Annotated in this window: 13 protein-coding genes; 8 read left to right on the forward strand and 5 right to left on the reverse strand. The window is 59.2% G+C overall.

Annotated features, from left to right (window positions below; all coding sequences use genetic code 11):
• Window positions 1–95 precede the first annotated feature (95 nt).
• The 3 genes from HMPREF3130_RS00170 (at window position 96) to HMPREF3130_RS00180 (ending at window position 2138) form a co-directional block, all read left to right on the forward strand.
• Window positions 96–587 (forward strand): MarR family winged helix-turn-helix transcriptional regulator, encoded by a 492-nt coding sequence (locus HMPREF3130_RS00170; protein WP_070429059.1) that lies wholly within the window; start codon window positions 96–98, stop codon window positions 585–587.
• 158 nt (window positions 588–745) lie between these two features.
• Window positions 746–1678, forward strand: coding sequence for a universal stress protein (locus HMPREF3130_RS00175; protein ID WP_016421709.1), 933 nt, complete (start codon window positions 746–748; stop codon window positions 1676–1678).
• 46 nt (window positions 1679–1724) lie between these two features.
• Entirely contained in the window at window positions 1725–2138 is a 414-nt protein-coding gene (locus HMPREF3130_RS00180; protein ID WP_070429060.1) for a hypothetical protein, read from the forward strand.
• A gap of 154 nt (window positions 2139–2292) precedes the next feature.
• Here the strand turns inward: HMPREF3130_RS00180 and leuS are convergent, their stop codons facing one another.
• The gene (gene leuS / locus HMPREF3130_RS00185; RefSeq protein ID WP_070429061.1) at window positions 2293–5211 is read right to left on the reverse strand and encodes a leucine--tRNA ligase; all 2919 of its coding nucleotides are present in this window, start codon (window positions 5209–5211) and stop codon (window positions 2293–2295) included.
• A 60-nt stretch (window positions 5212–5271) separates the two neighbouring features.
• Between leuS and HMPREF3130_RS00190 the strand changes: the two genes are divergently transcribed.
• The 3 genes from HMPREF3130_RS00190 (at window position 5272) to HMPREF3130_RS00200 (ending at window position 8178) form a co-directional block, all read left to right on the forward strand.
• Window positions 5272–5883: an SdpI family protein gene (locus HMPREF3130_RS00190; protein WP_070429062.1), complete on the forward strand. Its 612-nt coding sequence runs from the start codon at window positions 5272–5274 to the stop codon at window positions 5881–5883.
• 72 nt (window positions 5884–5955) lie between these two features.
• Window positions 5956–6939 carry a bile acid:sodium symporter family protein gene (locus HMPREF3130_RS00195; protein WP_049170088.1) on the forward strand — a complete coding sequence of 328 codons (984 nt, stop codon included), beginning with the start codon at window positions 5956–5958 and terminating at the stop codon, window positions 6937–6939.
• Window positions 6940–7047: 108 nt separating this feature from the next.
• Window positions 7048–8178 carry a DUF695 domain-containing protein gene (locus HMPREF3130_RS00200; RefSeq protein ID WP_069358893.1) on the forward strand — a complete coding sequence of 377 codons (1131 nt, stop codon included), beginning with the start codon at window positions 7048–7050 and terminating at the stop codon, window positions 8176–8178.
• Window positions 8179–8421: 243 nt separating this feature from the next.
• Here the strand turns inward: HMPREF3130_RS00200 and HMPREF3130_RS00205 are convergent, their stop codons facing one another.
• From HMPREF3130_RS00205 to HMPREF3130_RS10980, 3 genes are all read right to left on the reverse strand, one after another.
• Complete coding sequence (locus tag HMPREF3130_RS00205) at window positions 8422–10188, reverse strand: hypothetical protein (RefSeq protein ID WP_070429063.1); 1767 nt, start codon at window positions 10186–10188, stop codon at window positions 8422–8424.
• Window positions 10189–10719: a hypothetical protein gene (locus tag HMPREF3130_RS10975; RefSeq protein WP_083280642.1), complete on the reverse strand. Its 531-nt coding sequence runs from the start codon at window positions 10717–10719 to the stop codon at window positions 10189–10191. It abuts the gene before it with no gap.
• Between the two features lie 89 nt (window positions 10720–10808).
• Window positions 10809–11162: a hypothetical protein gene (locus tag HMPREF3130_RS10980; RefSeq protein ID WP_083276300.1), complete on the reverse strand. Its 354-nt coding sequence runs from the start codon at window positions 11160–11162 to the stop codon at window positions 10809–10811.
• A 69-nt stretch (window positions 11163–11231) separates the two neighbouring features.
• Between HMPREF3130_RS10980 and HMPREF3130_RS10985 the strand changes: the two genes are divergently transcribed.
• A complete protein-coding gene (locus HMPREF3130_RS10985) occupies window positions 11232–11540 on the forward strand; it encodes a helix-turn-helix domain-containing protein (protein ID WP_083276301.1) in 309 nt (102 codons plus the stop codon).
• Between the two features lie 272 nt (window positions 11541–11812).
• On the opposite strand, the gene HMPREF3130_RS00215 is transcribed toward HMPREF3130_RS10985, so the two are convergent.
• Complete coding sequence (locus HMPREF3130_RS00215) at window positions 11813–12808, reverse strand: tyrosine-type recombinase/integrase (RefSeq protein ID WP_070429064.1); 996 nt, start codon at window positions 12806–12808, stop codon at window positions 11813–11815.
• Window positions 12809–13423: 615 nt separating this feature from the next.
• Between HMPREF3130_RS00215 and HMPREF3130_RS00220 the strand changes: the two genes are divergently transcribed.
• Window positions 13424–14095 (forward strand): hypothetical protein, encoded by a 672-nt coding sequence (locus HMPREF3130_RS00220; RefSeq protein ID WP_070429065.1) that lies wholly within the window; start codon window positions 13424–13426, stop codon window positions 14093–14095.
• Window positions 14096–14150: the final 55 nt, after the last annotated feature.

The raw sequence follows: 14150 nt of genomic DNA on the forward strand, positions 1-14150 counted from the left end.
TTCATCGCCGAAATCACCAGTTGTAGAAAAATAAATAGCACCCCAAATAAATTTCGTATTGGCAACTAGCACTGTTCGCATATAACATCGTCGCTATGACATTATCTTCGGGCTCGATTGGCAATCCTGATGCCGTTACTCCTCTGTCGCTCGCTAAGCGCATTCGCCCTCTCCTGACTCGCGCTGAGCTGCTCTACAGTCGCCGCTCCTCGGAGTCCCAGCTCAGCCGCGCGCAGCTGTCCATCATGATGACCCTGGAGGCACTGGGCGCCTGCCGTATCAGCCAGTTGGCTGAGGCCGAGGCCATCCGCATGCCCACCGCCTCCAACGCCGTGCACCACTTGGAGGTCGCCGGCATGGTGGAGCGCGTCCGCGACAGCAAAGACCGTCGTGGCGTCCGCGTTGAACTGACCGACCGTGGCCGTGAAGAGCTGCACCGTGTTTCTGAAGAGCGCGATCAGCAGATGGCTGAGATGTTCAGCACGCTGAGCCAGGAAGAGCTGGAATTTGGCGCTGGTCTTGAGACGATTCTGTCCAAGATTCTCGAAAACTACCCGGAGCACCCAAAGACAAACCCAAACGTCTAGTCTCTTTTCCAGCTAGCCCTGCCCTCTTTAAGCCCACAGGCAGGATACATAGCTTTTACACTTCCTCGGTGCCGTTTTAAATATGCCCGCCTATCCACGTAGGCTATTACCCAGAAGCACCACTTGGATATTTCTGAGTAATCACAGGAGGATTAGCGATGGCTTCCCGCCCGCTTCGTATCATGATTGCGTGGCGTCCAGGCGAGTACGGCACCGAAACGCTTGCTTACGCCGCTTGGTTAGCTCGCACCACGAAGGTGCAGATTCGCGTTGTCAGCGCACTGTCGCGCGGCTGGCCGCTGACCTCACTGGCTCGGTTGAGCACCAATGACTCCTGGGTTTCCCACGAAACCGAGTCTCTTGAAAAAATCATCAAGGATGAGCTAAAGCTCGCTGGCCTGCGCAAGGGCATGCTTGACGACGATGCCGTACGAATCATCGAATCCTCCAGCGAATCCACAACTATCTGCAACGAAGCCGAAGAATTCGAAGCCGATGTGGTTTTGCTTGGCACGCGCCGAAGCAATACCAAGGACTGGACCGCCAAGAACCGCAGTCGCTTTACTGCGGGATCAACCTCGGATGCGCTGCTGCATTACTCGCCAATCCCGCTGGGATTGGCGATCCCCGGCGCGAAGCTTTCTAAGCACGGTGTGACCCGTGTCAGCATTTGCTACATTGACACCCCGCAGTCCCACCATGCATTGAATAAGGCTGCTGACCTGGCATATCGCTGGGAAGTTCCCCTGCGCCTGGTCTCGTTTACGCCTCGTGGTGCGACCATGTACCCAACGGAGAACGGCTACGGCCCCTCCTCTGACCTGATGATTGAGTGGCGCGAGCAGGCTATGGGGCTGCTCGACCGCGGTATCGACCGCGCACATACCCGTTACCCAGACCTTTCCGTTGATGCGGAAGTGGCGTCCGGCAACGGTTGGGAAGAGGCCATTCAGTCCATCAAGTGGAAAAAGGGAGACTTGCTCGTTTTGGGTTCGTCTACCCTTGGCCCATTCGGACGAATTTTCATCGGCTCGTCGACTAACCACATCGTTCGCCACAGCCCGGTGCCAATGCTGATTACTCCGGCCTAGTATGGCAGGCACATCAGACGGCATTTAGAGGCGAGGGGAGCAGAAGGTGGATAATTCACCGAAGCGCAGTACACCAGAGCGCAATGAGGATGAAATCTTCGACGAGCTTGAGCGCAAGATGTATTCCGGAAAGCGTGCCTACATCTACACCGCGGGTGTGATTCTTACGACGCTGCTCGCGGGCCTCATTATCGGCATCGCCGGCGCCATTGTCGGTGGCCCCACCTGTGATGCGGGTAAGTCCAGCTTCCTCTGCTCCCGCACTTGGGAGATCCTTTTCCCCGTTGTCCCGGGCGTAATCTCCCTGGTCGGCTGCCTTTTGGGCTTCTGGCAGACCTACGTGGAGTGGAAGAACTTCCGCAACTGGCGCGCGTGGCTCGCTATGTGCTGGGTGCTCATGCCCTTCACTTTGATGTGGATGCTCTCCACATTCGGCGTCCTGATTCTGGGCGTTAAGTAGGGGTAAGAGGCGGCCAGCCTCGGAGCCACCCCTTGAGGCTTTTGCGAGAAAGTCTCAAGCGAGAAAGTGTCTGGGTTTATGTCAAATTTGAGCCGATTTTAGGCTTCAAACTGACATAAACCCAGACACTTTCTTGTAGGCATTAGCCTCCCGGCTACTTCTTCACAACCAGGTTGACCATCTTGCCCGGAACGACAATGACCTTCACGATATTGCCACCGGCGTTTTCCACAGCTGCGACAACCTTTTCGTCGGCACGCGCGGCGGCCTCGATGTCCTCGCGGGAAGCATCGGTAGCCACGTCAATGCGAGCGCGAACCTTGCCGTTAATCTGAACTGGCAGCTCGACGGTGTCGTCGACCAGCCACTTCTCGTCAACTGCCGGCCACGGGCCGTGTGCCAGGGACTCGGTGTGGCCGAGGCGGCTCCACAGTTCCTCCGCGATATGCGGCGCGACCGGACCAAGCATGAGGGCCAGCGGCTCCACGGCGGCGCGCGGTGCACCGGCCGAACCGTAGGTCTTAGTCAGGTAGTTGACGTACTCAATGAGCTTTGCGACGGCCGTGTTGTCACGCAGCTCTGCGTAATCGGAGGTAACCCCTTCCACGGTGCGGTTGAGGGCCTTGAGGTCGTCGTCGGAAAGCGCTGCGTCCGTGACGGCGAGCTCACCGGAGTCCTCATTGACCACCAGGCGCCAAGCGCGCTGGAGGAAGCGCTGCGAGCCGACCAGATCCTTCGTCGCCCACGGGCGGGAGGTGTCCAGCGGACCCATGGCCATCTCGTAGACGCGCAGGGTGTCAGCGCCGTAGTTGTCGCAGACCTCGTCGGGGGAGACGGCGTTCTTCAGGGACTTGCCCATCTTGCCGTACTCCTGGAAAACTTCCAGGTCAGAGCCGTCTTCGGCGCCGCCTGGGATGAGGAACTTACCATCGCGCTCAACAACCTGATCCGCCGGCTGGTAGACACCACGGGCATCGGTGTAGGCGTAGGCCTGGATGTAGCCCTGGTTGAACAGACGGCGGTACGGCTCCTTGGAGGTCACGTAGCCGAGGTCGAAGAGGACCTTGTGCCAGAAGCGGGAGTAGAGCAGGTGCAGCACTGCGTGCTCGACGCCACCGACGTAGAGGTCGACGCCGCCTGGGTCGTCCTTACCGTGAGTCTCCGGGCGAGGGCCGGTCCAGTAGCGCTCGTTTTCCAGGTCAACGAACTCCTCAGCGTTGTTCGGGTCGATGTAGCGCAGCTGGTACCAGGAGGAACCTGCCCAGTTCGGCATGACATTGGTGTCACGGCGGTACTTCTTCTTGCCATCGCCGAGATCGAGCTCGACATTGACCCAGTCAGTGGCCTTGTCCAGTGGAGCCTTTGGCTCGGTGTCGGCGTCGTCCGGGTCGAAGGTGACCGGCTTGTAGTCCTCGACCTCTGGCAGCTCGACCGGAAGCATGGACTCGGGCAGCGCGTGGGCGTGACCGTCCTCGTCGTAGACGATGGGGAAGGGCTCGCCCCAGTAGCGCTGGCGGGCGAACAGCCAGTCGCGCAGCTTGTACTGGACCTTCTCGTGACCAGCACCTTCCTTCTCCAACCACTCAATGACGGTGGCGATGGCGGTGTCCTTGTCCAGGCCATTGATGTCCAGGCCGGAATCATTGGCGGAGTTCACGCACGTACCGTTACCGACGTACGCCTCCTTTGCAATGTCACCACCTGCGACGACCTCGCGGATTGGCAGACCGAAGGCAGTGGCGAACTCGTAGTCGCGCTCATCGTGGGCCGGGACAGCCATGATGGCACCGGTGCCGTAGCCAATCAAGACATAGTCGGAAATGAACACCGGCACCTGCTCACCGCTCACCGGGTTGGTGGCGTAAGCGCCCAGGAAGACACCGGTCTTTTCCTTGTTCTCCTGGCGTTCCAGGTCGGACTTGGAGGCAATTGCGGCGCGGTAAGCGGCGACGGCCTCGGCTGGGGTTTCCTTGCCGAAGGTCCAGCGCTCATCCACGCCCTCGTAGGAACCGCTGCCGGCTTCGACCAGCTGATCCACCAGCTCGTGCTCAGGAGCGAGCACCATGTAAGAGGCTCCGAAGAGAGTGTCCGGGCGAGTGGTGAAGACCCTGATCTTGGTGGAGACCTTCGGGCCGACCTCGGCTGTGAAGTCGACCTCGGCACCGCGGGAGCGGCCAATCCAGTTGCGCTGCATGGACTTGACCTTGTCTGGCCAGTCCAGCAGCTCCAGGTCGTCGACCAGGCGGTCAGCGTATGCGGTGATGCGCATCATCCACTGGCCCAGCCGCTTGCGGAACACCGGGAAGTTACCGCGCTCCGAACGGCCCTCGGCGGTCACTTCTTCGTTGGACAGCACAGTGCCGAGGCCCGGACACCAGTTGACCATCGAATTCGACTGGTAAACCAGACGGAATTCGTCGACTGCTTCGCGCTGCTCGGTCTCGCTGAGCTCAGCGTAGACGCGACCGTCCTTGGTATCCATCTCGCCCGACTCCAACAGTGGAATCAGCTCATCGATGCGACGGGCCTTCTTCTGATCCTCATCGAACCAGGCGTTGTAAATCTGCAGGAAAATCCACTGCGTCCACTTGTAGTAGTCCTGGTCAGTGGTCGCGAAAACACGGCGGCGGTCATGGCCAAGTCCCAGGCGGCCCAGCTGGCGCTCCATGTTGGCGATATTCGTTTCCGTCGTCACGCGCGGGTGCGTACCGGTCTGGATTGCGAACTGCTCCGCCGGCAGACCGAAGGCGTCGTAGCCCAGGGTGTGCAGCACGTTTGCGCCCTGCATGCGGTGGAAGCGCGCGAAGACATCGGTGGCGATGTATCCCAGCGGGTGGCCTACGTGCAGACCGACACCGGACGGGTACGGGAACATGTCCTGGACGAAAAGCTTGTCCTTCGGCGGAGTCGAACCGTCGGCAGCTGCCAAATCCCCCACCGGGTTGGGGGCGTAGAAGGTGCCGTTATCTTTCCAATACGCCTGCCACTTTCCCTCTAGCTGAGTCGCCAGCTCGGGGGAGTAGCGGTAGTCGGTGGCTTCTGCCGAGGACGAGGACTTTTCGCTGTTGGTCATGGTCTCACAGTCTAATAGGTGCGTTTGGCACGTGCTCAACCACCTATATAAATTGGAAGCATGATTGTCATCCCTGTAATTACCCTGGTTCTGGCTGTTTGCATAGCCGTTGTCGCTGGTTTGGCATGGTCGGCGAAGCTACCGGGTAATAACTGGATCGGAATTCGTGCGCCTGAGGCTCGAAAGTCCCAGGAAAACTGGGATATTACGCACCGCGTCGCCGGCCCGCCGTGGGCTGTGTCCGCTGTCGCTTTCCTCGGTGCCACCATGCTCGGCTTCCTCGCCATCCGCCCGGAGGCCTCTGGTTGGATGTGGCTGTGGTACGCCGTCGCTCTGCTCGCCGGTATCGCCATGCTCGGCATTGGTGCGGCTATCGGCTCGCACACCATCGCGCTTTACGACGCCAAGGTCTCCGCCGAGTCCGGCTCCGGTTGTGGGTGCGGCGACGGTGACAGCGGCTGTGGCTGTGGCTCCGCCGCCACTGATGCCACCGACACTGCGGCTGATGATGCCTGCTGCTCCGACAACCCGGCAGCTGACTGCGGTGTCTCCGGTGGCTGCAGCTCCTGCGGTCTGGAAGGACTGTGCACGGACAAGGGCTCATCCGCGAATGCCACTTTCAAGCCTGTGGACAAGGATGCGCTGCGCAAGGCAGCTGAGCAGAAGAAGTAAGAAAATTATTGCAGAGAAAAGCTTCTGCAAAATAGTAAGACAACCTCTGGTTGCCCACTAAGCTATTTGTCCATGTGGCAACGAATTGTGAATTGGCGTCCAGATCCCCTCATCGTCGGTATCGTTGCTGCAGCGATACTGGCGATTATTTTTCCTGCAAGCGGCACTACCGCTGAGGTTTTCAGCTGGGCCACAAAGATCGCCATTGGCTTCTTGTTCTTCCTCTATGGCGCGCGCCTGAGCCCGCAGGATGCGTTGGCCGGTGTTAAGCATTGGCGGCTGCACATAACCATTCTGGCTTTCACATTCGTGCTGTTCCCAATCCTCGGCCTGCTGATGAAACCCCTGGATTGGATTCTTTCTCCTGGCCTCTACCTGGGCATTTTGTACATGACGCTGGCACCGTCGACGGTGCAGTCGAGTGTGAACTTCACCTCCATCGCCAAGGGCAATGTCGCCGGCGCAATCGTCAGTGCCTCGGCATCTAACCTGCTGGGCATTGTGGTCACACCGGTGCTGGTGATGCTGTTGATGGCCACCGGTGGCGGCGTTCATGTGGATTCGTCGGTGTTCTTGGATATTTCGCTGCAGTTGCTGCTGCCATTCGCAATCGGCCAGCTCACTCGCCGTTGGACCCTGAAGTTTGCCGCCGCGAAGACGACTAAGAACGTTGACCGCCTATCCATCGCAATGGTCGTTTACGCAGCCTTCTCCCAGGGCATGGTGCAGGGCATCTGGTCGAAGGTGCCGGCAGGGGACATTGTCATCCTGTGTGTGCTTTCGGTCGTGCTGGTGGAATTCGTTTTGCGGTTGTCCGGATTCATCGCAAACAAGATGGGCTTCGACCGCAAGGACCGCATTGCGATTCAGTTCTGCGGTTCGAAGAAGTCCCTGGCCACCGGTCTGCCAATGGCTGCCGTTATCTTCGGTGCCGATGCCAGCCTCTACATTTTGCCGCTGATGATTTTCCACCAGATTCAGCTGATGATCTGTGCGGTCTACGCCGCTCGCTGGGGCAAGGAAGCAGAAGCTGAGCCGGAGCCACAACCCGCTTAACGCGGTCTAGCGCATGGACCCGAGGGGCGAATCCGGCTTGGCACATATACTGGGGCGCACAACATATGGTTCGGTTTTAAACGAGCAAACGAAAGTGTGAGATTCAGCATGGCTAACGAGAATCCGGCTCCGTTCTCCCCGGAACAGCGCGCCGCAGAAGAGACCGCAATCAACGAGTTCTGGTCGTGGTGGAACTCTTTTGGCGCCGATGCGCTCGACTCGATGTTTAGTGTCCAGCTCGGTATCGATGGTGCTCCGAACGCCGCCGATGTGGACATTATTGATGTCCAGAAGGAGGTCGGCGGCCGCATCGCCGCTATTAATGACCGGCTCATCTGGGGGTTTGAGGCTGGCGCTCCGTATTCTCGCCACCTTCTGACTGTTAGCGCTGCCGGCGATCCGGAGCTGCGTCCGGTCGCTCGCCGTTGGCTGGAGGCCGCGCCTGACGACGGCGCGGTGTGGTCTTTCACCGACCTCCGTCAGGCGGATCCGGCGATGAAGCTGTCGCTGGGGGATGTCGCGGCCACGTTGGTTGCACAGGGTGCGCTCGAGGCCGATGCTCCGGCCGAGGTCGATCCGGCAGACGCCCGCGTGGCTGTTAGCAGTGGTCATGGGGCAGTGGACGTTCGTCTATTCCACCCGCTGTTCCCGGCAATTGCTCAGTTGGAGGACGGTGAGCGCTTGGTAGCTCAGCTCGGTTTCACGCTGCTGCAGCTGGCTCTGGGGGAGGAGGACTTCGGCCTATGGCTACGCGGTTTTGCCTTCGCCGGCGAGGAGCCGGAAGGTGCGATCCCGCTACCGGAGCTGGGCGGTGTCGTCGAGAAGCTCGCGGAAGAGTGCCCGGAGTGGCTCACCATTGATGCCGAAGCCAACGGCCAGCCACTCGTCGTCGCCACCCGCGCTCCGATTACGCAGCTGGTGAGCCCGACTATGACGCAGCATGTGCTGATTCAGCTCATGCTCGGCAATATTGACGACAAGGGCTTGCCGACGGACGAATCGAAGGAATCCCTCTCCGAGTTCAATACCGCTGCCGCTGAAGCCATCGCTGAGGACAAGGGTATTTTTGTCGCAACTGAGCAATCCGATGGCATGGCTCTGATGCACTTCTTTATTGACCCGGCATCTGATGCGGAGGCGGGTCTGCGAGCTGTTGCGGAGACGTGGGCCGAGGGAGAGCATGTCGTCGATACCGGTTACGATCCAGCTTGGCAGCGCGTCGGTCACCTGCGCGTGTAGATTGGTTTTTTGTTATGCACGCTCGTCATCGTGACGGTTTCGTGAAACGACCTTCAATCGTTTGCGAAACTGCCTCCGATAGATAAACCCACCGCTTTTCGCGGTGGGTTTAGTCGTTTTCGCCGCGATCCAGGCGCTAACCAATAAGAAACACAACATGGTTCGTCCCCTCTAAAACGACTAATAGCCCGGAACCTCAAATCGGTTTTCCGAGCTAACTGTGTGATAAGTATTCAGTTGGTCTTAGGCCACGTGCTGCGCAGGCGGCGCGTTCGGGTGCGCGCTAGCAAGCTCCGGATCGCGCGGCGGATGCGGCTCTCGTACTTTTGGTGGCGGTGTCTTTTCATCTCGCTCAACCCGGCCAAGAAAGCGCCGGATCATGGAGGCATTGGCCGCAACCACACCAAGGGCTGTATAGAAGAAAGCCGCAGCAAAGCCACGAACAGGCCTCCTAGTGTGATCACCAATAGCAGCACCACCACGATTGTTCTTCACATAGTCGTTACGGGTTTCAATCACATTGCGCCAGGTACCGTAAATTTTCTGCCACTCAGGTGTCTTGTACGCCGGGCCAGTCTGGCGGTAGCGAATACCCTCTGTGTGAGGGATGGTCACAGAGGACTTATTGGTACAGCACTTGCCCATCTGGCTGCGCGGGGCTTCAAGACTAGGTGTTGGGATAATAGGAAGACCTTTAGCCCGAGCGTCCTGCCTCTCGGCCTTTTGCACCAAGGGACATACCAGTGTCTTTCCCCTACCGCGACCAGGACAAATAAACATTTGGCTCTCGCCGGTATCATCAACACCTTTACGACGCATGGCATAAGCGCGGCGCTCGTTAATACGGGCCTTGTAGGTGTCCTCATCAATAAGACCAGCCCTAAACTGCTCAGTGGCCTCAATCAGTGACTTCGGCATGGCCGGGCAATACCAGTGGCCTTCCACAAGGCTCATGGTTTCAAAGCTGCCACGTTGGCCCAACTGGTTGGACTTGTAATCACCAACCAGCGTGTATCCCTTTTTACGTAGTGGCTCGTGGAAGTCTTTGGTTTTGGCCACAGCGAAGTACGCACGGTCGCCAACTACCACGCCTTTTGGTGTGCTCGGATCATCGGTGAGGTGCCTCATGGCTTGCAGCCCACGGATAGCAGGACTGTGACTGGGCCGGTCAAAAGCCATGCCCATAATCAGGTGAGGCTGTGCATATGGGCCTTGATTTCGGATAACTCCAGCCACAAGGGTGGCCTCCCAGCCCCACACGTGCTTAGCGTTCTTCCTTCGCTTGTTCTCGCCGTGGGTTTCCTGCCGCTCGTCGCGGGAGTACCAGCCTGCCTCCGGCTCAGACGACATAAGATCATCCGGCCGGTTCGTCCATCGGTTGTTTCCACGGCGAACCCCTGGAATCAGTGTGCCGTCTAGGGTGAGGTCTCCCTGCCAGTTGTTTAGGTACTCCTCCGGCATGTCTTTAGTACTGGCCATGACCAGCTGGTTGAAGACATAGGTGGCACGCTGCCATTTTTCTTCGCGGCGCTTTGGGTCTTGTTCGTCCATTAGCCGGTTGAACTCGGCACGGGTTAGCCGCGCGTGGTGCGGGATGTTGTCGAAAGGATCAACCAGCTCTAAGAACCTGTGCAACGCACGCCATAGGCGGTGGTACCACAGGCCGTGCTGAACAAAGTAATTGTCGCCCACGCGGTGTGCCTTGTCGCGGCTGGGTAGCTCAAGGAGTTCCAGGGCTTTTTCAGTGGTGTCTTCACTGGCTAGCAGGGCAACCATGGTGGTCAGATGCATGGGTTGCCCGGAGCGAGCCAGAATCAGATACAGCGCAAGGATGGCGCGGTCGCTGACAGTCTTTGGTCGTCCACCTTTCTGCGGGTCGTATCCTTCCTCGCGCCGCCACGTCTCAAGGTGAAAGCAGATGTCGGTGCGGTCGATGATGCCCAGTGCCCAGGACACACTAGCTCCGTCCAGGCGCAGCAGCGGGGTGGGAGTAACCGATATGCGGGCCATTTAGCTCTCCTCCCCTGTAGGTTCCACCAGCCGCAGCGGCGGGTAAGCCGGTTCGTCCCTGTTGCCTGTAGTCCACACCCAGTACTCGGCCTCAGTTAGTGCCCCGGCCTCGACGATCATTCGGTGGAAGGTGTCGTGGAAGGGCTGTATGGTGCCGGTGGCATAGACCAGCTGGTTAAAGTCCACGCGCTCGGCGGCATGATGAGCAATCCAGGTATAGCGCAGCCTGTTGATGTTGGGTGCAAGCCCGGTACTCGACGGGTTTTGGCTGGTCTTGTGGATAAAGTCAGGTATCAGGTGTGGGCCTGTGGCATCGTTGCGGCGGCGTGCTGAGTTTGGTTTCACCAGTGGTTCGTGCTTACGGTCTGCGCCCACACCGCGCAGGACTTGGCGCATGACATCGCTATAAGGCGCGGAAAGCGGAATGGTTCGCGACGTAAGGCCTCGCCCACCGCGGGCATGTACTGCCAGCACGGTGCCGAAGTCAGTGAAGTCACCATAACGGCAGTGATAGATCTCCTCCGTGGTCATGCCAGCACCCAGACCTAAGGCCACAAGGATCCAGGCCACGCGCCGCGATTCGCGGCGCGGTCTAGAGCGCAACCAATCCGTAATACGGATCAGCTCGTGGGAGGTGTAGGCGCGGCGCTTCGACTCGCCGCAGGATGAATAACTTCGGGTAGATCTTCTACCCAATCCAGCGCGCCGTGGTGCTCGATGACGTGGCGCGCGCAGCGGTTAAGGAGGCGGCGGGTGGCATCGAGGCTGGTTGTGGATAAATCCGTGCGGTATTGCAGGTAGTTGTGGATGGAGCCGCCGTCTTTAAGCAGCATGATGCAGTTGTCCAAGGTTAAATCCACGTACCAGCGCTTATGCACGTAGCAAAAATATGCAGCGAGTTGGCGCTTGCGGTTGCCTGCGGCCACAGGTGTGGTGGCGGGCAGTAATCCACGTGTAGTCAGTGTGTCGATCACGGCATAGACCTCACTGTATTTAGACTTAAGTGGTTCGTCCTTTAGTTCTGTTGTCTGAAAAGGTGGCTCGTGGCTTCCGACATTCCTGCTGAGGCTCCGGTCAGGCGCTACGCCGACTGGCCCAACGCCCACATCGAGGCCCATGACCCGGTGATGCGGAAGTTGCAGGACTTCGCCCGCAACGTCCAACAGCTCACCGTGGACGGCAGCTACCCCAGTGCCAAGCACCTGGCCGAGGCCTGCGGGGTTCCGGCCTCCACCATCACCCGCATCATCCGCGGCGAGATGATCCCGACGGGACGTGTCATCGCCAATATCGAGATCACCACAGGCAAATCCTTGTGGCCGCGCCATAGCAGCCACCGATACGGGATCTAGTGGCCCCAGCGTTGGAAACTGCATGTCTTCAACGCTGGTCAAGTGGCTTTTCGGGTGGCGTTGTGTACTCATGGCCCAAGAGATGAGCACACATCGACCTCAAAACTGGTGGCGGTACCTTCGCTTTAAGACCCCGCATTAAACCCGCAGGTCAAAGCCTGGTTCGTCCCCATGTTCAGTTTTGTCGAAATCGAGCCGGTTTGCGTATCCGCAAATATGGTTTGCATATCCGCAAACGCCGGGCCTTAAAAAGACCCCATGTACAGCGCTAGCTACAGCACGTGCAGCCCGCCGACAATTGGCCCATTGGCGGAGCCTCCTGCCAGCAGCATCCGGTAGGCGTGGCGGCGGTTAGCCCCGGCCTCGACCACGTAGTCCTCGAACTGATGCAGCGACTTTAGTCCCGCTGCCGCACACAGCACATCAGCTGGCACCCCGGCTAGAATCCGGTCAACGATCCAGGTGTTGCGCAGCCTGCGGGTATCCGGCACCATCTCCGGGGACGTGCTCGGTGTTACCCGGCGCAAATACGCCGAGAGCTGGCCCACATGCTCATTATCGCGGCCGGGCCGAAACAGGTAGTCGTCTGGCGCGGTGGAGTTAATCACGGCTTGTAGTGACTCGATGTGTGTTTTCAGCAGGGGCACCTCGCGCGGGCCTGCCCCACGGTAGCCGTGCGGGAAAAGCAACACGCCGTCCTGGTCTACGCGCACGTCCTGGCCTTTAAGCGTGCAGATTTCACCTGCACGCAAGCCCGCGCCCAGTGTCAGCGACAGCACGGTTAGGAAGTTGCGGCGGCGCGCAGCCGTGGGCTGGGATAAAGCCCAATCCCACAGACGGTCGGTGGCGTAGCGGTCGTAGGGTTTAAGCGCAGGCTCATAGGTAATCGGGTGCTGAAAGTCGGGGTTCCAGTCGTCGTTTAGTGCCTCGCCCACCCGGTACAGCAGCGAGCGCTGCGTACCTGCGGTGGACGGGCTTAACTTCGCTCCCGCCCCGGTCAGGAAGTAGTTTCCAATGATGTCGGGGTGGAAGACGGTTTCGACGGAGACCACACCGTAGCTCACCCACACCCAGGCGGATAGCTTGGCCACGACATTGAGCGTCATGCGCAGTGTGTCGCGGCTGGTGGACTCGGGTGTAATGTCCAGTGCTCGCACGCAGTCGCGGGTGAAGTCAGCAACCTGGCTCCAGTGCTCCTCGCGTACGGCCTGTGGTGTGTAGTTGGCGATGATTGCCTCAAAGTCAGCTGCGGTGTAGTTACTCGTCATGTCCCTTTCTCCTTAACCCAGCAGTGATTAGGGATGTACAAGATGCAGCAGGCGGGTTCTTTAACTCAGAGAGCCAGACTGCATCTTGCGCTATCCAGTCTGGTTTGCGGATACGCAATTTCGCAAGGAGGTGGTGCCACAGCGCCGACCGCGCAGGTCTTGTTTATATGGCCAGTATCTGCGCGGTTTTATGCGCACCGGCGGAACGAACCTCCACAGCATGTGGTGTGTTTTCTCACGTGGCCACACCATATCTAGTACCCCCGCTCATGTGGCGTGGTGACCTCCTGACGCAACCCCGAGTCACGCGGTGGTGCCGTCTTGTGCCTCGCCGCGACTGGCACCCCAACATATAGATCTGCTGCCCCCGTGTGAGGTTAGTAAGTCAGGCCACGACCTGCGCAGCTACGAAAACACGGTGCGCCATGGGCTAGCGTGAGCACCGTTGGGACAGTTTGCGGATACGCAATTTAGGCCAGTTCCCCAATGGCACCCGTGCCGTGCCGCGCGGCGCAATCCCGATCCACCGCGCGGACAGTTTGCGGATACGCAAATCTACATCCCCGCAAGCTGTGCCCAATGCCTGTCCACACCGCACACGAAAGGGGACGAACCATGTCCACACTCGACATGAGCACACCACTGTACTGCCAGTACTTCACCGCCGAGCTTGAGGTAGACGACCTCGCCCAAGTCACCGAAACCCTGAAACAGGGAAAACAGGTGGCCGACACCATCTTGTCCATGTCCACCGCCGCGCTCTACAACCACGTCCTTGACTTCACCGGCCCAAAGGGGCGTATCACCGAGCGCGAAATCAACGTCCTCACCGCGTTTAACTCCATGTCCGTAGCCACCGCCCCGGTGCGCGTCACGTTTGTCACCTTGGCCGACACCTACGGCAACCGCACAGGACTCACCCGAATCCAGGGCGGTTTGCCCGCCTCGCAGGGGATAATCCCGCTTACCCGGTCTGTAAACGAGGCCACGGTTGCAGACATGTCTGCCACCACACCAGGACTCACCATCAATCTGCCCTATAGTGTCCACGACGACCTGATCATTCGCTGCACGACTTTTGACCCGGACGGGTGCGTTCCCGAAGCAAAGGACGAGTTTCCCGGCGTGGACTACTGCCCTAGCCTGTACCACCTTTTGCGGGACGAACCATCTCCAGGCATCGACATCACCCACGACATTATCCGCGCACTACTTCCCTACCGCGGGATCCACATGGAGGTAGAGCCGAGGATTCTCGATGGCGATGTAGACATCGAGCGGCTGTAGCTGCTGGCTACGCTGTAAGCCATGAAGGAACCCAGCTGTGGTGTGTGCTGCGGCT

The sequence above is a fragment of the Corynebacterium sp. HMSC14B06 genome (assembly GCF_001807075.1).
In the GTDB taxonomy this organism is placed as follows: domain Bacteria; phylum Actinomycetota; class Actinomycetes; order Mycobacteriales; family Mycobacteriaceae; genus Corynebacterium; species Corynebacterium jeikeium_D.